This window comes from Mesorhizobium sp. LjRoot246 (genome assembly GCF_964254115.1).
Classification (GTDB): Bacteria; Pseudomonadota; Alphaproteobacteria; order Rhizobiales; family Rhizobiaceae; genus Mesorhizobium.
The window spans coordinates 5,465,355-5,484,239 of record NZ_CAXUSN020000001.1; the positions used below are offsets into that span (position 1 = coordinate 5,465,355).

18 protein-coding genes and 1 pseudogene are annotated in these 18,885 nt (G+C 60.4%); 4 read left to right on the forward strand and 15 right to left on the reverse strand.

Going from position 1 to position 18,885, the window contains the following annotated elements; all coding sequences use genetic code 11:
• Positions 1 to 12 precede the first annotated feature (12 nt).
• The 15 genes and pseudogenes from ACSQ3L_RS26830 to ACSQ3L_RS26900 form a co-directional block, all read right to left on the reverse strand.
• Positions 13 to 393, reverse strand: a complete 381-nt coding sequence (locus ACSQ3L_RS26830) for a DUF1622 domain-containing protein (RefSeq protein ID WP_436162646.1) — start codon at positions 391 to 393, stop codon at positions 13 to 15.
• Positions 390 to 1,313 carry a formylglycine-generating enzyme family protein gene (locus ACSQ3L_RS26835; protein WP_436163535.1) on the reverse strand — a complete coding sequence of 308 codons (924 nt, stop codon included), beginning with the start codon at positions 1,311 to 1,313 and terminating at the stop codon, positions 390 to 392. The genes ACSQ3L_RS26830 and ACSQ3L_RS26835 overlap by 4 nt, the downstream gene beginning before the upstream one ends.
• A gap of 197 nt (positions 1,314 to 1,510) precedes the next feature.
• On the reverse strand, positions 1,511 to 2,383 hold the full coding sequence (locus ACSQ3L_RS26840; RefSeq protein ID WP_436162647.1) for a bile acid:sodium symporter family protein: 873 nt from the start codon (positions 2,381 to 2,383) through the stop codon (positions 1,511 to 1,513).
• Between the two features lie 150 nt (positions 2,384 to 2,533).
• Positions 2,534 to 2,752 carry a hypothetical protein gene (locus ACSQ3L_RS26845; protein ID WP_436162648.1) on the reverse strand — a complete coding sequence of 73 codons (219 nt, stop codon included), beginning with the start codon at positions 2,750 to 2,752 and terminating at the stop codon, positions 2,534 to 2,536.
• A gap of 38 nt (positions 2,753 to 2,790) precedes the next feature.
• A complete protein-coding gene (locus ACSQ3L_RS26850) occupies positions 2,791 to 3,831 on the reverse strand; it encodes a DUF1254 domain-containing protein (RefSeq protein ID WP_436162649.1) in 1,041 nt (346 codons plus the stop codon).
• Positions 3,832 to 3,842: 11 nt separating this feature from the next.
• Positions 3,843 to 4,508, reverse strand: a complete 666-nt coding sequence (locus ACSQ3L_RS26855) for a DUF1214 domain-containing protein (protein WP_436162650.1) — start codon at positions 4,506 to 4,508, stop codon at positions 3,843 to 3,845.
• Positions 4,505 to 5,266: a DUF1254 domain-containing protein gene (locus ACSQ3L_RS26860; protein WP_436162651.1), complete on the reverse strand. Its 762-nt coding sequence runs from the start codon at positions 5,264 to 5,266 to the stop codon at positions 4,505 to 4,507. The genes ACSQ3L_RS26855 and ACSQ3L_RS26860 overlap by 4 nt, the downstream gene beginning before the upstream one ends.
• Positions 5,267 to 5,291: 25 nt before the next feature.
• On the reverse strand, positions 5,292 to 6,281 hold the full coding sequence (locus ACSQ3L_RS26865) for a DUF1254 domain-containing protein (RefSeq protein WP_436163536.1): 990 nt from the start codon (positions 6,279 to 6,281) through the stop codon (positions 5,292 to 5,294).
• Positions 6,273 to 7,685: pseudogene (locus ACSQ3L_RS26870) on the reverse strand (DUF1254 domain-containing protein); the annotation flags it as partial. The gene ACSQ3L_RS26865 and the pseudogene ACSQ3L_RS26870, both read right to left, overlap by 9 nt.
• A 67-nt stretch (positions 7,686 to 7,752) precedes the next feature.
• A complete protein-coding gene (locus ACSQ3L_RS26875) occupies positions 7,753 to 9,297 on the reverse strand; it encodes an arylsulfatase (protein ID WP_436162652.1) in 1,545 nt (514 codons plus the stop codon).
• A gap of 71 nt (positions 9,298 to 9,368) precedes the next feature.
• On the reverse strand, positions 9,369 to 9,848 hold the full coding sequence (locus ACSQ3L_RS26880) for a YidH family protein (protein ID WP_436162653.1): 480 nt from the start codon (positions 9,846 to 9,848) through the stop codon (positions 9,369 to 9,371).
• Positions 9,849 to 9,990: 142 nt separating this feature from the next.
• Positions 9,991 to 11,202 carry an alpha/beta hydrolase gene (locus ACSQ3L_RS26885; protein ID WP_436162654.1) on the reverse strand — a complete coding sequence of 404 codons (1,212 nt, stop codon included), beginning with the start codon at positions 11,200 to 11,202 and terminating at the stop codon, positions 9,991 to 9,993.
• Between the two features lie 23 nt (positions 11,203 to 11,225).
• A complete protein-coding gene (locus tag ACSQ3L_RS26890; RefSeq protein ID WP_436162655.1) occupies positions 11,226 to 12,185 on the reverse strand; it encodes a SphA family protein in 960 nt (319 codons plus the stop codon).
• A gap of 32 nt (positions 12,186 to 12,217) precedes the next feature.
• Positions 12,218 to 12,997, reverse strand: coding sequence for a hypothetical protein (locus ACSQ3L_RS26895; RefSeq protein WP_436162656.1), 780 nt, complete (start codon positions 12,995 to 12,997; stop codon positions 12,218 to 12,220).
• A gap of 327 nt (positions 12,998 to 13,324) precedes the next feature.
• Positions 13,325 to 13,585 carry a hypothetical protein gene (locus ACSQ3L_RS26900; RefSeq protein WP_436162657.1) on the reverse strand — a complete coding sequence of 87 codons (261 nt, stop codon included), beginning with the start codon at positions 13,583 to 13,585 and terminating at the stop codon, positions 13,325 to 13,327.
• 475 nt (positions 13,586 to 14,060) lie between these two features.
• On the opposite strand from ACSQ3L_RS26900, the gene ACSQ3L_RS26905 reads away from it, so the two are divergent.
• The 4 genes from ACSQ3L_RS26905 (at position 14,061) to ACSQ3L_RS26920 (ending at position 18,790) form a co-directional block, all read left to right on the forward strand.
• Positions 14,061 to 14,849, forward strand: coding sequence for a DUF2092 domain-containing protein (locus tag ACSQ3L_RS26905; protein WP_436162658.1), 789 nt, complete (start codon positions 14,061 to 14,063; stop codon positions 14,847 to 14,849).
• Positions 14,846 to 15,175 (forward strand): hypothetical protein, encoded by a 330-nt coding sequence (locus ACSQ3L_RS26910; RefSeq protein ID WP_436162659.1) that lies wholly within the window; start codon positions 14,846 to 14,848, stop codon positions 15,173 to 15,175. The genes ACSQ3L_RS26905 and ACSQ3L_RS26910 overlap by 4 nt, the downstream gene beginning before the upstream one ends.
• A complete protein-coding gene (locus ACSQ3L_RS26915) occupies positions 15,172 to 16,194 on the forward strand; it encodes an HAD family hydrolase (protein WP_436162660.1) in 1,023 nt (340 codons plus the stop codon). The genes ACSQ3L_RS26910 and ACSQ3L_RS26915 overlap by 4 nt, the downstream gene beginning before the upstream one ends.
• Positions 16,195 to 16,297: 103 nt before the next feature.
• Positions 16,298 to 18,790 (forward strand): SH3 domain-containing protein, encoded by a 2,493-nt coding sequence (locus ACSQ3L_RS26920; RefSeq protein ID WP_436162661.1) that lies wholly within the window; start codon positions 16,298 to 16,300, stop codon positions 18,788 to 18,790.
• The last annotated feature ends 95 nt before the right edge of the window (positions 18,791 to 18,885 follow it).

The window sequence follows — 18,885 nt, forward strand, 5'->3', positions numbered from 1 at the left end:
TTCTGAACCGCGTTAAGTCGTCGTCTCTATTTCTCTGGTTTCGCCTTCGTGCTGGAGTTCGCGCGCCTCCCGCGCGTCGCGTTCCAGGAAATAATTGAGGAATGTGCGGATCAAGGCGATTGCCGCCAGGCGGCCGACATCGTCCCAACTTGGCGCGACCGCGGTCTCGATGATGTCGGCGGCAAGCTGGAATGTCAGCCCGGCGATCAGCCATCGTGCGTGACGCATCCAGACCGAACGGATGGCGTAGTGGCCTTCCGGATGGCTAAGCATCACCCTGATGCCATTTACGAATGCCTCGAGGGTGCCCACCAGGATCATGACCAAGGCCAGCAGGTCGATGATTGGCGCGCTGATCTCAGTCAGCCGACCCAGCCATTCGCCAAGGATCATGGACGGCTGCCTCTCACCGGGCGGACAATGCAGCGGAAACCGAGATGTGAAATCGAAGTATCCACCGGCTGCGCCATGCGCGCTGCCGGACGATAGCGCCGGCAATAGTTTGGCGCGCACAGATGTGAGCCGCCCTTGGTCACCTTGCGTGGGATCTTCACATCGGGCTGGCGTGAATCGTAGCTTGCCTCGCGGGCCGCGCCGCGTGGGTTTTCGGCAGTGCAGCAGGGGCTGTCGATACGGCTGTGTTCCTGGTACCAGTCCGTCGTCCATTGCCAGACATTGCCGGCCATGTCGAAGAGGCCATAACCATTGGCCGGAAACGAGCCCACCGGCGCGGTGTATTCGTATCCATCATCCAGTGTGTTGAGGTGAGGAAATTCACCCTGCCAGGTATTGGCCATGTGCTGGCCATAGGGCGTGAGTTCGTCGCCCCAGACGTAGTCGGCGCCCTCGAGACCGCCGCGCGCGGCAAACTCCCATTCGGCTTCCGTTGGCAACGTCTTGCCTGCCCAGCTTGCATAGGCCTCGACGTCCTCATAGGCGACATGCACCACCGGATGGTCCGCCAGCTTCCTGATCGAGCTGGCGGGGCCTCGTGGGTGGCGCCAGTTGGCGCCGCGTACATAGACCCACCAGTTGTAATGATTGCGCATGTCGACCGGACCAGCCGGCTTCCTGAACATGGTCGAGGAAGGCGAGAGCATGTCCGGCAAGGCGCCGGGATAGTTGTCGGGGTTGGCGGGTTTCTCGGCCAGCGTCACGTAACCAGTCGCCGCCACGAAGCGCTCGAAATCGCCATTGGTTACGGTAAATCTGTCCATCCAGAAACCATCCACCTTGACGCGATGGACCGGTGCTTCCTCGGGATAGAATTTGTCGGAGCCCATCAGAAACGAGCCGCCTGGAATCCAGATCATGCCGTCAGGTGGCGAATTGACGGACCGCGGCATCATCTCCGGCTTTTCGACGAACAGGTCATCAGCCCTGGTAATTTCGTCCATCCGTCAACCTCCTTGCGCCCTGGTTACGGACAAACCGCTTCTGTCAACCGCGCCGGCAGTCGGGCTGCCGGATTTAGCGTTCCAGTCGTTCCGGGAAATCCTCGCAGGTCCGGTCATAGTGCGGTCTTTGACTGCATCGCGGCATGGGCGCGTTTGCGCCAGTTGACGTAGGGAATACAAACAACAGCGCCGACGATGAGATGCCACAGCACGACGGCGATCACGGCCTTTTCGTCGGGAAAGGTGATGCTGGCGATCGCCATGGCGACGCCTGGGTGACGGGTGCCGCTGGCAAGCGCAAGCACGGTCCGATTGTCCGGTTCGGGTCCGCCCAGGACGTGGCCGACAGCAACGCCGATCAGCGTGAAGATGGCAAGGGCGAGCAGCGTGCGGTTGCCGATCATCGCCATCAGCGCCGGCCATATCTTGATGAGCACGGGAATGAACGCGGCGATCAGAAGTATCGTCGCGAAGGTGGAAAGCGGCCGCGCCAGCCGGCTCGCAAACGCCGGGGCGAATTGCCGGATCAACAGGCCGATGACCAGGGGCGCGACCACGCTCATCAGCACCACCGAAGCAATCCTGGCGGCAGGCACACCGATGCCCAGATCGAACCACCCGCTGATCGCGCCGATCCCGAGTGGAACCACGACGATGGACAGCACGGAGATCGTCACCAACAGCCCGACGACATAGGAGGTCGAGCCACCCGCCTTTGTCTGCTTGCCGGGCAGTATCGGCGGCACCGGCGAAAGTGCCAGCGCAACAAGGGCAAGCTTCACCGCCGGATGCAGGTTGAACGACAGTGCCATCAGCACGGCGAGAACGGTCATGACGACGTTCATCGAGATGAACGACCGGGCGAGCAGAACCGGTTGCCGCAGCAACGAAGTCGCGTCGCTCCAGCTGGCATGAAGGCCAAGCGCCAGCACCATCAAGGCCATCGAGAGATTGATGGCCATCGGGATGACATCTGCAAGTGTCATGATCTACCCCAGCTTGGATCGGCTTCCTCACGCAGTGTCTGAAATACAATGAACCGGAAGGGCAGGATGCAAAGTACGTAACAGTAACAAAGCCTGCGCAGGACAAGCTCCGATCCAATGTGGTTCGCGTCGCCGGCAGCGCACAGGCTTTCACCCCGGAAGAAGGCCGATCAGTTTCAACAGGCGCTTGATCAGGCTGGTCTCTGTGTTGAGTGCGGTTCGCATTGTCTTCAGCGTGTCGTGAATCTCGCGGAACTGCGCACGAGTGTTCGGGTTGTTGTCGGCGGTAAGCTTTTGAAGCGCATCGTATTCCGCGCTGCGGAGGCTATCGATGGCTCCTTTGATCGCCTTGATGTGCTCGCCAGCCATTGTTGTTACCTCATGAAGTCACGCCTAGGTTTCGGCTGTCATTTTACCGGCTGCGGTTCGGGAAACTGCCATTTACCGTTCAAGATTTCGGCGCGTGGACGGTAGAGGCGCACGGTGTAATTCCAGCCGGGCATGATCACCAGACAGTTGGCAATCTTGCCGTCGCATCCGCCGAACTGGACGTCGGCTGAACCGTCGGCGTTCTTCTTCGACGTGATGTTGTTGAGCGAATAGGCATCGTAGTCGTTCTTCTGGAAATAGCCCTGCGGGTTGTAGAGGCTGATCGACCAGAAGCCGTCGACCGGCACGTCCTTGACGTGAAGTTTATAAATTGCCTTGCCGTCATTTTTGCTCGGGGTGAAGTTCAGATAGATCGCGTCCTTCCTCGGATTGCCACCCCACGTCGTCGCCGCCGAAATCAGCCGTTGGATCGGATCGACCTCGTCCTTGGTGCCAAAAGCCAGGCTGGTATCGGTCAGGGTGGTGCCGAGCACGATAAGCGCATCGCGCACCTTCTTCTGGCTCGCCGGATCCCAATTGGGCACTTCGAACTTGCCGGGACCGCCAGGTTGCTGGACCTTGATCGCATCCTGAAGCGCGTGCACCTTGTCCATGTCGGCGGGATCTCCCGGATCGACCAACGTCCGCACGCCCACCAGCACGTAGCGCGTGCCGATCTTTTGCTTGGTGAGGGTGTGCTTGCCGGGCGTGTAGACGGCGGCAGGCGAGTACTCGTCCTCGTTGATCATTTGCAATGACATGAACCGTTTGCCGGCATCAGGCAGCGTGATGGTCACAGGCCCGGCATCGAGATCGAACACAGCCGCCGAGTAGAGCGTATCCCGGTTCTGCCGGATGATCGTTTGAGCATCGACTGGCGAAAGATCCCGGTGGTGCTCGAATTTGCCGAATCCGCCTTCCTTCAAGGCGACGACGCTGAGATACAAATCGCTTTCCGCGCGAATGAAGTTGTTGACGGTCACGGGCACAGGATCGGCGGCTTGAGCGCATGATGCGCCGATCGATGTAAAGGCGGAGAATGCAAGCGCCGCGAAGGTCGTCCGGGTATGTTTCGTCATTTGAGCATTCCTCACTTTGTCTTTTCGATGTCTGGCAGAACCCACGTTTTTTCGAACAGGGGCTTCTGCGGTCCGTAGAGCCGGAAAAGCACCTCAAACCGGCCGCCGGGATTGGTCGGCGCCCAGTTCGACTCCTTGCCCGGCGGTGCCTTCGGGCCGAAATAGAGGTCTACCGAACCGTCCGAATTGGTTTGCAGTCCTTCGGTCTGCGATGACTTGCCCTGCGATGGGGCCTCGCGGATGAGCGCGTGGGTCGCCCGGTCGTAAACCACTGCGGACCAATACTGTGTCACAGGCGCATTCGGCGGCACCACGAGGTGGTAGTTCTTGCTTCCGTCGAAAGGCCTTCCCTTCGCGTCCCTGATCGACATCAGGTAGAACTGGCCTGCGCCGAGGTGTTTTACTGTGGTGAAGGCCCAGTAGTCGGTCAAGCCACGTGCATCGATCGGGTAGGTGTTCTCCCCTTCGTATAAGGTGGCAGCTACGGCCATGAATTCCGGAGACGCCGGCACGAACCATTGCTTGCCTTCGAAATAGGAAGAGAATGCGGTCTCATAGCGCGCATTGAACCACGCGTGGGCTTCTTCAGCCGCCACCTTGAGTGGCGCTTGCATCTTGGCGTTGGGTGCAAACGCCTTGCCCTTCTCAATGCCGACCGAGCGCAGTATGTCGATCATCGCCTTGTCGCGCGGCAACCATGGTTCGTACTGGACGACGCGGTCGAGCGAGGTAAAAAGGTGAAGTCGTACTTGATCGTGCTGTCGAAGACTTTGCCCAGCACATCGACTCGCTTGGTTTCCGGCGGGTTGCTTGCCTGTGAGAGCGGGTAGAGCTTGATCCCGAGGCCATAGTCCACAGCCTGCTTCACACCCGCATCATCCCTGGTCTTGAGGACCGAGCGCAGCAAGGCAAAGCCCTCGTAGGTGGACGACGGCAGCGCGATGTAGCCGGCAGGAATCGGCTGCTTGTAGTCGGGTGGCAGGATCAGATATTTGCCACCTGCACCCTTATCGGCACCAGCCGGTCCTACATCCTCCAGCGCCGCTTGCCACACATCCATGATCGTGCCGGTGATCGAGCCGTCGTCTCCCGCCGGCGGAATCTCCAACACCATCGGTCCTGCGTCCTTGGTGTCGAAGAACGGCTTGAAATAGATGAGGTCGGGGTTTGGCGTAAGCGTTTGGTTCTTCCAGCCTGCAAGGCCTGACCAGTAGACGATCTGGTTAAAGTCAGCGCCCGCCCTGACCGCGGCCTGATACATACGGTCGAAGTTCACGACCGGGATCCCCCAGTTGACCGCCTCGACAGCCCGACGCTCGATCGCGCGCCCGGCGAGTTGCTCGGAAGTCCACGATGTCTCAGCTACGGCTGCAGGAGAATACGATGTCGAGATCGCCCCGGATAAAGCGAGAATCGCAAAAGTGATGGTTCTCATTGTTTCCGCCTCACCATGCCCGCGGTCATTCCACCGGCTGCGGTTCGGGAAAGTGCCATTTGCCGTTCAGGATTTCGGCGCGCGGACGGTAGAGACGAACGGTGTAATTCCATCCCTTCACGATCGGCAGGCAGTTCGGGATCTTGCCGTCGCAGCCGCCGAACTGGATGTCGATGGATCCGTCCGCGCTTTTCTTTCCGGTGGTGTTGTTGACCGAGTAGGCGTCATAGGCGTTCTTCTCGAAGTATCCGTTGGGATTGTAGAGGCTGACGGACCAGAAGCCGTCGACCGGCACGTCTTTGACGGTAAGCTTGTAGACGGTGTCGCCGTCATTCTTGGCCGGCGTCGTGTTGAGATAGGTTGCGTCCTTGTCGGGATTGCCGCCCCAGGCAGCCGCGCTAGCTATCAGATGGCGGACCGGGTCCACCTCATCCTTTGAGCCGAACGCCCTGTTGAAGTCGGACATCGTCGTCGCGAGAACGAGGAGGGCATCGCGAACTTTTTTCTGGCTGGCCTGATCCCAATCCAGCACATCGAACTTGCCCGGCCCTCCAGGCTTGTCAATCTTGATGGCGTCTTGCAGAGCGTGGACCTGCTCAACGTCTTTCGGATCGGCGGGGTCGACGAATGTGCGGATGGCGATCGCCAGATACCGTGTGCCGACCTGGTCTTTGGTGAAGGTGCTCGCGCCGCCATAAGATACCGCTGGAATATAGTGGTCTTCGTTGATGGCCAGCAGCGACATGAACCGTTGCCCTGCGTCAGGCAGAGTTATCGTTACCGGCCCGGCATCCAGATCAAAGATTGCGGCGGAATAGAGCGTGTCGCGGTTGAGACGTATGACGGTTTGGTTGTCGATTGCCGCAGGCTCACGACGATGATTGAATTTTCCGAAGCCGCCGTCCTTGACTATGTTGCTGAAATAAAGGTCCGACTCCGCGCGGACAAAATTGTCGGCGGTGACGGGCACGCTTCCACTCGCGGGCTTATGCTCGGTCGCCGCGATCAGCTCCAGCGGCGGAGCCTTCCATGTTCCGTTCAGTGCTTCGGATTTAGGCCAGTACAGCCGCATGACCGAGAAGAACGGCCCTTTCGGTGCCGGCAGCCAGTTGCTTTCCTTGTCGGCTCCTGGCGAGTCATTCTGGACATAAAGCGTAATGCCGCCATCCGCGTCTTTCTTGAGGTTCGGCAGCATCGGCGAGTTGATCAGGTACCGGTCGAGCGGGTTGGCATAGAGCAGGCTTGCTGGCAATTGGTAGAGCGTCAGCGACCAGAATGCGTTGACCGGCGGCAACTGGTTGGCCGCGAAATGCAGGGTATAATGCTTTGCACCGTCCAGCGGCTTGCGATCCGTGTCGGTGAAGTAAACCGGATAGAGCGCTTCGTCCTTGGAGTTGCCATAGATGCCGAGCACGGCCGAGGCCATGCGGCTCATATAGTCGCCATTCAAGAATTCGCGCGTGCCGAACCCGTCGGCGCTGGTCTTTTTGCCCGTGTCGAGTTGCGTTGCCTTGTATTCGGCAAAAGTCTTCCATGCGTCGGCCATGCCATCTTCCACCGCCTTGCGCATTTCAGGGGAAAGCGCCTTCACGTCGAAGGGCTTGCCCGCTCCGATGCCGAGCTTGGCGAAACGCGCCATCATTTCCGTCTCGGACGGATGCGTCGGGCAGAACTGAAGGATGAAGTTCAGCTCGGCGAAGAAATCGGGCGAGGTCTTTTCGGCTTCGGCGCCGAGCGGTTTGATAAAATCGATAGGCGGCGGCGCGGCGGGCGCGGACTGCCCGAGGAAAGCAGACAGCGGCTGCACCTTGTAGCCGGCCTGAACCCTCTTGACGTCTTCGATGTCGCCCGGATTGAAGAGCTGGGTCCGATAGAGCACGAAGGCAAGCTCAGTCTCCGAGCGGATCACCTTTTTCACGCCGGCGGGCGTCTCGCCCTTCCAGCCCGGGCCGGCGAGCAGATAGTTTGCGGCTTCACTGCCGGTGGCGCGGCTGCCGACATAGGCGAAGTCGAAGGTGTACATGTCGATGAACTGGAGCGAGTAGTAGCGCTTCTTCTCCACGGCCGGCACCGTGAAGACGAGTGGCTCGGCACGAAGATCCGCTCCGACCGAGGAATAGGGCGTGTCTGAATTGGGGGTTTGAATCGCCTTGTCGTCCGGTGTGTAGACCCGTGCGGTGTTGACGAGCGTGTTCCATGGCGCCTTGTATTCCGGGTCGTTCTTGTCGACGAAATAGGAATATTGAACGCGATAGCTGTCGACGAGCGGGAAGCCGTAGATGGTGGCCTCCTTGGCGATGGCGCGAGCTTCGGCGGGAGTGATCGATTGATCGGCGGCTTGTGCAGGCAACACCATTGCAACGGCTGCTGCGGCAAGCCCAACCAGAGTAAATGAGATTCTCTTCACGATGGCCACCATTAGTTGGTTTCGATTGAACACAAGCTGCTTGCGGCGGCAGGCTTCTACCCGCGGCCGCGAAAATGGTTCAATGTCCGCTGTTGAAACTGTCCGCCATTTTCGCCAGCGCCTGGTCGAGCGTGAAGCTCGCCGCCTTCTGCCTGGGCGGATAGTCCTTGAAGGTGTTCAGGAACGGCTGCACCACCGCCTGCGCCGCCATGATCATGTAGGCCTTGGACAGGTACCAGTCGTAATAGGTGTTCGAGGTGATGTCCGCGCGCTCGTAGGGGTCGGTTCTGAGATTGAAGATCTTGGGGCAGCGCAACACCACGAGCGGATCCATCCACAGCCGCAGCGTGCCCTCGGTGCGCTGTTCCATGAACACGATCTTCCAGTTCTTGAAGCGCAGCGCGACGAGGCTGCCGTCGTCGTCGAAATAGACGAGACCCTGGCGCGGGCTTTTCACGCCCTTCTTCGTTAGGAAGTCGACCAGGTTGTAGCCGTCGATGTGGACCTTGAAGGTCTTGTCGCCGGCCTTGTGGCCCTTGAGCAGTTTGTTCGGAATGTCGGCATCGCCGGCGATCGCACAGAAGGTCGGCAGCCAGTCATGATGCTGCACGATGTCGTTGGTGACCTCGCCGGCCGGAACCTTGCCGGGCCAACGCACGATGAGCGGCACGCGGAAGGCGCCCTCCCAGTTGGTGTCCTTCTCGCTGCGGAACATCGTCATGCCGGCATCCGGCCATGAGTTCATGTGCGGGCCATTGTCGGTCGAGTAGAGGACGAAGGTGTCGTCGGTGATGCCGAGTTCGTCGAGATAGTCGAGCATCTCGCCAACGTTCTTGTCGTGATCGATCATCGTGTCGTGATAGGGCGACTGGTTCTCGCCCGCCTGGCCAATGCTTTCCGGCTTGGTGTGGGTGCGGCAATGCATGTGTGTGGTGTTGAGCCAGACGAAGAATGGCGTGCCGGCATCGTCCTGGCGCTTGATGAATTTCTTCGCCGCGGCAACGATCTCGTCGTCGATGGTTTCCATGCGCTTGCGCGTCAGCGGGCCGGTATCCTCGATCTTCTGCTTGCCGACACGGCCCCAACGCGGTTGCTCGGTGGGATCGTCCTTGTCCGTCGCAAAGCAATGCATCACGCCGCGCGGGCCAAACATTTCCTTGAATTTCGGATCCTTCGGATAATCCGGATCTTCGGGGTCTTCCTCCGCGTTGAGGTGGTAGAGATTGCCGAAGAACTCGTCGAAGCCATGCATTGTCGGCAGGTACTTGTTGCGGTCGCCCAGATGGTTCTTGCCAAACTGGCCCGTCGCATAGCCGAGCGGCTTCAGGACTTCGGCAATGGTCGCGTCCTCGGGCTGCAGGCCGACATCCGAACCTGGTATGCCGACCTTGGAAAGGCCGGTGCGATAGCAGCTCTGCCCGGTAATGAAGGAAGAACGGCCGGCCGTGCACGACTGCTCGCCATAGGCGTCTGTAAACATCAGGCCTTCCTTGGCGAGGCGGTCGATGTTGGGTGTCTTGTAGCCCATCAGTCCGTGCGTATAGCAACTCAGATTGGCGATGCCGATATCGTCGCCCCATATGACGAGGATGTTCGGCTTGCCGGTCTTTGGTGATTTCGCCATCTTTCCTGCCTCCTATTGTTGATCCTGCCCGGCCACATCGAGCGGGCCGGTTTGATTCAGTCCGAAGTCGTTCAGCCGGCGGTCGCATCGGTGAACGGGCCAATGCCGAACACCATGCTGGCGATGGCGACGAGGCCGACCACGAGCAGGATCACCGCCGTTATCAGCGTGAAAGAGACGGGATATCCGCTCTGGGCATGGATCAGGCCGGCATCGCGCATGTCATCGCGTTCCCGGCGCAGGCCGATCATGAATTGCACGTGATAGATGATGCCGACGACCAGCATGACGATGCCAAGCAGCACCAGCGTCACACCGAAATTGCGGGGCGCCGCGGCATGGCTGAGCGTGCCGGCGTCCCTGAGCTTCTGGAACACCTGGTAGATGGTGAAACCAAAACTGATCAGCGAAAGCGCCGTGCGAATTACCGACATCAGCGTGCGGTCGGCGCTCATGCGGGTGCGCTGGAATGACATACCCGTTCGCCTCGACGACAGCTCAACCGAGATGCTGGCGGAGCCGGATTTGCCGGTGACGGGTTCAACGCTCATTGCCGGGTCCTGCGAACGGAGGCGATGTCGAAGTCGACCAGCACTCTTGGACGCAGCCGCAGGATTTCGAAGTACGTTACCGTAACGATACGTGCGGGAGCGGCCGGAACTGGTGGCTTCCATTCACGGACGCCGATCGGAATCACTCCGCCGCCGGATCGTGCCTTAGAATTGTCCCGAGCTGATCGGGGGCGGGGGTTTTCCCCTTTCTCTCCATGATCGCAATAGGAGCACTGACCGTCGTCGCCGCGACCTTGCCGACCGTCCCCACCGTGCCGGCAATCACCATACCCAGTCCGTCGCCAAGACCTACTCTCGAGTCCGTCAGGATTTGACCGGAGGCCAGTTGAGATCCGAGCAGCGCCACGATTTCCGGGCTCTCGGCGAACTTGCTATGATTCAAGCGATCGTCCGTCTTTACATTGGTCAGGTCGATGACCGTTATTCCCGCCGCCTGCAGCTTCGACTTGTACGGCTCGCTTGACGGATCAATCTGGCCTACCCGGTCGACATCGCCCGAAATCAGACGCGAGATCGCAAGCGCGCGGTCGTCCCGCGAGATCATGATCGTGAATTTCGGCTTCTGTGGCCCGAGCTCGGTCCACTGTCGCCCGAAGACATCCACATCGAGGTCGGGAGATGCAAGAATTACGTTCCTGATCTTCGAAGAGACCCGACCATCCTGCAGAGCCATTTGCCTCAGCCCTTCCATGGCGAGCCAAGTTCCCATCGAATGGGCCATCACGGTGATGTCCGTGACGGTGCGATCATTGGCCAGAGCCTTCAATGTTCGCTCGAATGCCGTGCGGGAGAAGTTGGTGCTTTCCTTGTCGTAATTGTAATCGAGCACGCTCGCGCGCGATGGCCAGGTGAACAGAATGGGCGTGACCTTCGCGCCCGAGTCATGGACAAATTGCGCGAACCGAAAAACAGAATCCTCGTAACGGTTGTTGAAGCCGTGCACGAAGACGAGCACATGACCGTTTGAATTGTGAGCGTGCAGCCAGTCGCCCGCCTGCGGGATCGAAAGGTTCTTCGCGGCGACGACCGCGAATTCCTTTTGGGGATTCGGTGGCAGCTTTTTCGGCCACTCGACCGTGCCGGATGCGCGGTTCGGCGGAATTGAAATGGTCAGGTCGGTCAAGGAAAGTGTTGGACTGCGCTCGCCCGTGAACAGCGTTGCCGGGTCGCCAGAAGGTTTGCGGCTGGTCGCCACCAACATCGTCACATCCGACGCCGACGCGGACGTCATATTCGCGGCTACCGGCGCCAGAACGCCTTCCGGTCCCCCGCCGCACGCCGTCAGCGTGAGCAGGCACAGAGCCGCGGCGATTTTACCTACCCGCTTGCGCATTGGCACTTGGTTTGTCCCGCCGTTCAAAACTTCCCGGAAACGTCGAAGAACACAGCGTCGCCCTTCATGCGGTTTTCGACCTCGACCTCGTGAGCCCACCTCAAGGTTAAATCGACCTCGGTTTTTTCTCCGAACTTGGCCTTGTATTTGACCAGCGGCCCGACCGCGATCGAACTGCCCCTGAAGCCGTCGTGGGTGTCGGCGAACGCGCCCCGATCATCTTCGATCTGGTCCAGGAAGCCCGCTATTGCGCCCACCGACAGGTTCTCCGTCACGGCCTTTGTGACTGACAGATCGAGGTGGGCCATCGCACCGCTGTAGTAATCGGTGTCCTGGTTCCTGGTGTTGATGTCCACGCCAAATTTGGCGGAGAGGTCCAGCCCGTGTTGTGGGATGAGATAGGTGAAACCGATCGCCGGCGTGAATGTCCAGTAGTTCATGCCGATGAAGGCAACATCCCCCTCCTTCCATTCGCCGGTAGGCGCGGTGATCGTCAGGGATGCCGACAGCCAGGTATTCATGGCATCGTTATGCCAGCCAAACACGAGGGGTGCGAAAGCGATGTCCCCAAGCCCGGTGACGTGCTGATCCGTCCCGAACGGACCGACCTCGGCGGTGGCGCCCGTCCGACCCAACGGCACAGCAAGCTGGACGGCGTAAGTCCAGTTTCCCGGCAGGTGCAACTCGGGCACGTAGACCCCAGCCAGGATCGCGGCATAGGTATCACCGGTAAGGCCCGCCGCGACCGAACCTTTGCCGAATGGCACCTGACCACTGGCTTCGCCATGGTAGTAGATGTTGGACATTGCCCAATAGGCAGCGCCTGGCGTGGGCGGAACAATGCCCGCCCCAGGGCCGGCAAAGGCGCCGGGGATATAGCGGCCAGCAACAGCCTCTGTGGCATTTGCCTCCCTGACGGGAGCGAATGCCAGAAGAACAGCTGTCGCGGTTAATAGCCAGGCAGGTGATCTTGCTTCGGTCATTGTCTCCCTTTCTGCACCGGTCTCATTGGTCGCTAGAAATTGACCAGCGAAACACCAACCTCCATATTGAAGTCGTAGGGCCGGTCGTTGCCGATGCCGATACCTGGCCTGATATACCCGTTGATGGCCCCGCCGTTTGCCAGCTTGCCAAGATTGAACCCCAGGGCAACCTCCCAGGACATGGGTGCTGTCTTGGCTTCGAAGTCGTAACTTGCGGTCACGTCCGACGTGAGCCACCAGCGTTTGGCGTGCGGCTTGTAGACGACGTAGAAATCGAAATCGCCGCGATTGACCTCTGCCCGATCGCTGTCGCCGGCAAACGAAAAATTATGAATGTAGGCGGGGGCGATGATGATCTCCGGGCTCGCGAAGTAAGCCCAGGTCAGTCCCGGTGCAGCGACCCATTTGCCGGTGCCGAGCACATCCTCGGAGGCGGTAGGCGCGTAAATCTCGGTGCTGAGGATGAACGCCTGCCGTCTGCTCAGATAAGGGATCCAGCTGAACTTCGCCGCGACGTCGCCGATGCCGAATTCGTCGTCGCCTGTCAGGTTGGTTCCATCAAGCGGCACGGTCAGCCGAACCGAAGCCTTTCCGTCGAGGAACGGCTCTGTGTAACGAAGGTTGGTGATGTCGTAGTATTCGTCATCCGGTAGGAATCGATACTCGTTGGAGATCGCCAAGGTCCTCGTCAGCACCGCAGGGTTCGTCCCCGACGTATCCTTGGCCTCCTTCGCCTCCTGGGCCTCGGCCGTTCCCATGGATAGTGCAATTGCAAAAGCCATCGCAAGGGCACGACAAGCTGAGCCGGACACTGACGCTCTTCCCTCTGGTTTGCCTTTTGCGCACCGCCTGCTGGGATCGGCGGAAACCGGCCGACGACACTGGTTCATGAAGCTTCTGATCATCGGCGAGAGCGGGCTATTGCCGGCACCCAAAGAATGACCGGCTCTGCCGCCGCCAGGTTAACGCGCTTCTCGGACATCCCCACTCGCGACCCTTCTCTGCACGCCGAACTTTCGGAGCGTTGACAGAATTAGGCCAGAATGTGGGGATGCGAAGTACGTAACAGTAACAATAGCCGGGTCGAGCCATTCTCAGCCTCGTCTAGGCGCAAAGGTTCTACGGCGGACAATCCGTATTTATTGGCACATGCGGATGATATCGTTTTCCAATTCGACGCAAAGCTCTTCGTATTCGGCTATGGCAGCGCGGTTCCCGTTTCCTTTTTCCGCTCTCAGACGCTCCAGCATCGCGCTGGCATCCTCAAAGGCACCGCACAGACTGAGCAGATCAGGATTTGTCGCGCTCAGTATTTGCAGCCTGCCGCGCAACGCCGGCATTTTCAGCATGAGCTTAATCAAGCCCCGACGGTCATGGTCGTTTTCCGCAGTTGTGGCCATTGGACTTCGAGCCGCGTTAGCAAGCGAAACCATTCCAGCCGCACATCTAGACGCTGGCGCGATGAGGCATGATTTGCAACAATCACCTAAGCCTGCGGACAAGCGCCAGCACTTTACTGTTACAATAGGAATTGCTTAGGCGGCTCGCGCCCGGCTGGGTCGCTCTTCCGGATCCTGCGTGGGCGGGGAATTTTCTGCAGCCCGCCAGACATTCCAAACATTCGACACCCGGCCAACGGTTCATGCCCCAAATCGAAACCGCATCGGTTCGGTCTGTGGGCAGATGCGGCTGTTACCGTTTCGTAGCGGTATGTGCGGCCCGTCAACCTTGTGCGGTCGCCAGCAATTTCTACTCTTCGAAGATGCCGGTCCGGCGCTGAAGTGCGTCTGCTGAGCCGGCCAAGAACAGCCAAGGGGACGCGGCACCCGGATGCTTGTGTGACCACGTCCCAACCATGTGCTTCGGAGGAACACCATGTCACATCGGCAGTATCCCAAACGGCTAGCGGGCATGCGCGGCGGGCTCCTCGCCGCGACCTTTCTCTTCGTGCCGCTCGGCGACGCATTCGCGGATGATGCACGCGATCTGCTCAAGGCGATGTCCGACTATATGGGCGCGCAGCAGAATTTCTCGTTCTCCTACCAATCGTCAATCGAGGCCGTCTCCTCCAGTTTCGAGAAACTGCAATTCGTCAGTTCCGGCACCGTCAATGTCAGCCGGCCCGACAAGATCAGGGCCACGCGCACCGGCGGCTTCGCCGACGTCGAGATGGTCTACGACGGAAAAATGCTGACGGTGTTCGGCAAGAATCTCGATGCTTACGCGCAGGTGGAGGCCAAGGGCACGCTTGAGGACCTCGCCGACCGGCTCGCCGACGCTGGCGTGGAGCCTCCCGGAGCCGATCTGCTGTCCTCTGACATTGCCGATGCCCTGTTGGGCGGCGTTACCGAAGCCAAGCACATTTCCAGCGCCAATGTCGACGGTGTCCCCTGCGAGTATCTGGCGTTCCGGACACCGGATGTGGACTGGCAGATATGGATCGAAGACGGCCCGAAGCCAATCCCGAGGCGCTATGTCATCACCAGCAAGAACACCTCCCAGGCGCCGCAATACACGCTCGAAATCCGCGATTTCAAGAGCGGCAGCGAAGTCCCGGCCACGAGCTTCGATTTCCACGATGCGGGCAGCGCCAAGAAGGTCGATCTCAGCCAGTTGGAGATGATCGACGAACTGCCTGCGCCGAAAGAGGAGGATGTGCAATGAAAAGGCGATCCACATACTTGGCGCTCGGCCTGGCCGCGGTGTTTCTGTTCGGCGATTTGCGGATCGAAACGGATCAGCCGATGTCGGCCGCCATCAGCTTTGGCACGCCAGCCGAAGCAAGGATCGGGCACCCGCTCACTCCCCTTTCCTATGCCGGCGTTGCCCGTAGGACCGCCCGCCGCACCGTTCGACGGACAGCCCGCAGGCTTGCCGTCCTGCCCGCAGGCTGCGTCTATGGCCCTTACTACGGAGCCTATTACTACAATTGCGGCGGCGTCTACTACGCCAGGAGTAGCGGGGTCTATGTGGAAGTCATCATCCAATGACCACGAAGATCGGTCCCGCGATAGTCGACAGACGCACCGTGGTCGCCGGCATGCTGGCAGCCGGCTTGACGGTGGCCGGCCATGCGACGGCGCGAGCGCAGGCGGACCCGCTGCCATCGTGGAACGAGGGTGCCGCGAAAGCCGCGATCCTCGACTTTATCAGGCGCACGACGGCTCCCGGAGGGCCGGACTTCGTCCCGGTCTCGGAACGCATCGCCACTTTCGACAATGACGGCACGCTGTGGACCGAACAGCCATTTTATTTCCAGCTGGCGTTTGCCCTCGACAGGGTGAAGGCGCTTGCGCCGACACATCCGGAATGGAAAACCGAACAGCCTTTCAGCGCCGTCATTTCCGGCGATATGAAAGCCTTGATGGCTTCCGGCGAGCCGGGATTGATCGAGATCATGGAGATTACCCATGCCGGTATGACGACGGACGAATTCGCCCAAACCGTCATCGACTGGACCCGGACCGCACGGCATCCCCGATTCAACCGGCCTTACACCGATCTGGTTTTCAAGCCCATGTTGGAGCTTCTGTCGCATCTGCGACAGAACGGGTTCAAGACATTTGTTGTCTCCGGCGGCGGGATCGAATTCATGCGGCCGTGGATGGAACAGGTGTACGGCATCCCGCCGGAACAGGTCGTCGGTTCGTCCGGCATCACGCAATACAAGCTTCAGCCTGACGGAACGCCCGTGCTGGTCAAGGAGGCCAAGGTCGAGTTCGTCGACGATGGTCCCGGCAAACCGGTGGGGATCAACCGGTTCATCGGCCGAAAGCCGATTTTCGCTTTCGGCAATTCGGACGGCGACCAGCAGATGCTGGAATGGACAGCGTCGGGAACAGGGCCGCGCTTCATGGGGCTGGTGCACCACACCGACGCCGAACGCGAATATGCCTACGACCGCGCTTCGCCGGTCGGCAAGCTGGACAAGGCGTTGGATGAGGCAACGAAGAAAGGCTGGACCGTCGCCGACATGAAGCGGGATTGGAAGGAGATCTTTCCTTCCTGAAACTTGAAGCGGAGCGAAGCTCTTCTACGAAAACTCCGCTCAAATCGACCATGGCAGCGCACCTTTTGAGTCGTGCGCGATTGCCTAACCAGAGGAACGGCGGATGCGTAACTTCCTTCTAGCGCTCATCCTGCAAGGCGTGGTGTTATCGCCCGTCGCCGCCGGCCCCGCCATCACCACGGCAAAGATCAGTTTCCGCTCCGGACCGGGCACCGGCTACAGCAGCATCGGGGCGATACCGGAAGGAGCCCAGATCGACCTTGCCGAATGCGACGGCTCGGGTGGCTGGTGCGCGGCTACCTACAATGGCAAGACAGGCTTCGTCAGCGGCAAATATGTCAACGAAGCGGATTCCGGCCGCCCCGGTTGGCCGCGCTCCTACACCACGGACCAGGGCGCCGAGATCGTCCTTTACCAGCCCCAAGTGACGAGCTGGGATAATTTTACAGACCTGAAGGCGCTGGTTGCTGCTGAATACAAGACATCCAAGGACGCCAAACCCATCTTCGGCGTGATCGGGCTTGCCGGAACGACGATAGCCGATCAGGACGCGGGCGAAGTCGTCGTCAGCGACATCAAGGCGACCGAACTCGATTTCTCGGCTCTCGACCGCAAGGCGCTCGCCGACCTGGCGCTCGAGGTCGGCAAGCTGCTTCCCACCGGCACGGTGACGCTGGCGGAGGAGAAGCTGACCGCCAGCCTGGCCAGCTACCAGAGGATGGACGACGTGAAGGACTTGAAATCCGATCCGCCGCCGATCTTCGTCAGCAAGGTTCCGGCGGTTCTCCTGCAGACCAACGGCAAGGAAGTCGACGCGCCACTGAAGGGCGTGGGCGGACTGTCCTTTGTCGTGAACACGAATTGGGATCTCTTCAAGGTCGACGCCGGCGGCGCCTATTATCTGCGCGACGAGAAATCCTGGCTTACCGCCAACAGCCTTTCCGGTGACTGGCAGCCGGCACCGAGCCTGCCCGACCTGCTCTCGAAGCTCCCCGACGAAGAGAGCTGGAAGGAAGCCCGTGCGGCAATCCCGCCCGCGCCCTTTGCCGAGGGCAAGGCACCGAAGGTGATCTACTCGGCAGAGCCGGCCGAGCTGATCCAATTCGACGGCGAGCCGACGCTCGAGGATGTTCCGGGCACAGGACTTCAGTGGGCTTCCAACAGTGACAACGACGTCTTCTTTCTTAAACAGACTGGCGCCTGGTACGTCCTGTTGTCGGGAAGATGGTTCTCTGCGACGGCGCTCGACGGCGCGTGGACCTTTGCCACGCCGAGCCTGCCGGAGGATTTCCAGGAAATTCCAAGCGACGCGCCCTATGCGTCGGTGCGCGCGTCCGTGCCCGGCACATCCGAGAACGCGGAAGCGCGGCTGAAGGCGAACATCCCGCAGATGGCTAGGGTTTCGACGGATGGCTCCGTGACCGTCGATGTCGCCTATAGCGGCGAGCCGAAATTCGAGCCGATCGACGGCACGTCGGCGACCTATGCCGTCAACACCAACGAGACCGTCATCCAGGTGGGCGGGAAATATTTCGTGCTCAAGGATGGCGTCTGGTTCGTTGGCGATAGTCCCACAGGACCGTTCAGTGTCGCCAAGGCAGTGCCGGACGAGATCTACAAGATCCCACCCTCCTCGCCCGTCTACAACGCCACATATGTGCGGGTCTACCGGACTGAAAATGATGCCGTTTGGTTTGGCTATACGCTCGGCTATCTCGGCGCCTATCTAGCCTGGGACGCGGTAGTCTACGGCACGGGCTGGTATTATCCGGCCTACTGGGACTATGGCTGGCACGGCGGCTATTGGCCGTATTACGCGCGCCCGGTCACCTATGGCGTGGGCGCGTTCTACAACCCTGCGCGCGGGACGTTCGGCCGCTACGGCTACGCCTACGGCCCCTATCGCGGCATCATCGGCGGCGCCAGCTACAACCCGCGAACGGGCACCTATGCGCGCGGTGCGGCGATCGCCGGCCCGGCCGGTGAACGAGGCTTCATCGCGGCCTACAATCCGCGCACCGACACAGCGGCGTTCGCCCGTGGCGGCGCCAACGTATACGGCTCCTGGGGAACCGCGGGCGTGAAGCACGGTTCGGAGTGGGCGCGCATCAGCGGAGGAACGACGGCCGCCGGCGGGGAAGGAGCCCGCTGGCGCACTGCCAACGGCAATCATGGCTTCGTGGCCGAAGGCAGGCGCGGCGACGTCTATGCCGGCCGAGACGGCAACGTCTACCGCAAGGAGAACGGCCAGTGGCAGAAGCATGCCGATGGCGGTTGGCAGCCCGTCCGCGCGCCGGACACCGATATCGGCGGGAAATCCGCACAGCAGATTGCCGCCAATCATCCGAAAGCGACCGACGCCGTCAAGAACCGGCCCAGGGCCGAAGGCAATGCACCGCGGGCGCAGCGACATGTCCGCCCGGCCGCGCCTGAAGGCCTGGGCTTCGATCGGGCAAGCAGGTTGACCGGCAACCAACGGTCGCTTGCCCGCCGCACCGAGTTTCACCCGGAATTCAATAGGGGCGGTTTCCGTGGCGGCGGCTTTCATGGCGGCGGTGGCTTCCATGGCGGCGGAATGCAGCGGTTCCGGCGCTAGCAATCCCGGCGCATCGACGCGTCTCGCGGCGGGGGCACCAGAACCCCTCAACCTCGAGAATTCTATCTGAAAGGACCTGAAATGTCGGGGTTGGT

Excerpts from the sequence above, each read along its gene's own strand:
- ACSQ3L_RS26830 (WP_436162646.1), bottom strand. The coding sequence starts at position 393 with ATGATCCTTGGCGAATGGCTGGGTCGGCTGACTGAGATCAGCGCGCCA.
- ACSQ3L_RS26835 (WP_436163535.1), bottom strand. The coding sequence starts at position 1,313 with ATGATCTGGATTCCAGGCGGCTCGTTTCTGATGGGCTCCGACAAATTC.
- ACSQ3L_RS26840 (WP_436162647.1), bottom strand. The coding sequence starts at position 2,383 with ATGACACTTGCAGATGTCATCCCGATGGCCATCAATCTCTCGATGGCC.
- ACSQ3L_RS26845 (WP_436162648.1), bottom strand. The coding sequence starts at position 2,752 with ATGGCTGGCGAGCACATCAAGGCGATCAAAGGAGCCATCGATAGCCTC.
- ACSQ3L_RS26850 (WP_436162649.1), bottom strand. The coding sequence starts at position 3,831 with ATGACGAAACATACCCGGACGACCTTCGCGGCGCTTGCATTCTCCGCC.
- ACSQ3L_RS26855 (WP_436162650.1), bottom strand. The coding sequence starts at position 4,508 with ATGATCGACATACTGCGCTCGGTCGGCATTGAGAAGGGCAAGGCGTTT.
- ACSQ3L_RS26860 (WP_436162651.1), bottom strand. The coding sequence starts at position 5,266 with ATGAGAACCATCACTTTTGCGATTCTCGCTTTATCCGGGGCGATCTCG.
- ACSQ3L_RS26875 (WP_436162652.1), bottom strand. The coding sequence starts at position 9,297 with ATGGCGAAATCACCAAAGACCGGCAAGCCGAACATCCTCGTCATATGG.
- ACSQ3L_RS26880 (WP_436162653.1), bottom strand. The coding sequence starts at position 9,848 with ATGAGCGTTGAACCCGTCACCGGCAAATCCGGCTCCGCCAGCATCTCG.
- ACSQ3L_RS26885 (WP_436162654.1), bottom strand. The coding sequence starts at position 11,202 with ATGCGCAAGCGGGTAGGTAAAATCGCCGCGGCTCTGTGCCTGCTCACG.
- ACSQ3L_RS26890 (WP_436162655.1), bottom strand. The coding sequence starts at position 12,185 with ATGACCGAAGCAAGATCACCTGCCTGGCTATTAACCGCGACAGCTGTT.
- ACSQ3L_RS26900 (WP_436162657.1), bottom strand. The coding sequence starts at position 13,585 with ATGGCCACAACTGCGGAAAACGACCATGACCGTCGGGGCTTGATTAAG.
- ACSQ3L_RS26905 (WP_436162658.1), top strand. The coding sequence starts at position 14,061 with ATGTCACATCGGCAGTATCCCAAACGGCTAGCGGGCATGCGCGGCGGG.
- ACSQ3L_RS26910 (WP_436162659.1), top strand. The coding sequence starts at position 14,846 with ATGAAAAGGCGATCCACATACTTGGCGCTCGGCCTGGCCGCGGTGTTT.
- ACSQ3L_RS26915 (WP_436162660.1), top strand. The coding sequence starts at position 15,172 with ATGACCACGAAGATCGGTCCCGCGATAGTCGACAGACGCACCGTGGTC.
- ACSQ3L_RS26920 (WP_436162661.1), top strand. The coding sequence starts at position 16,298 with ATGCGTAACTTCCTTCTAGCGCTCATCCTGCAAGGCGTGGTGTTATCG.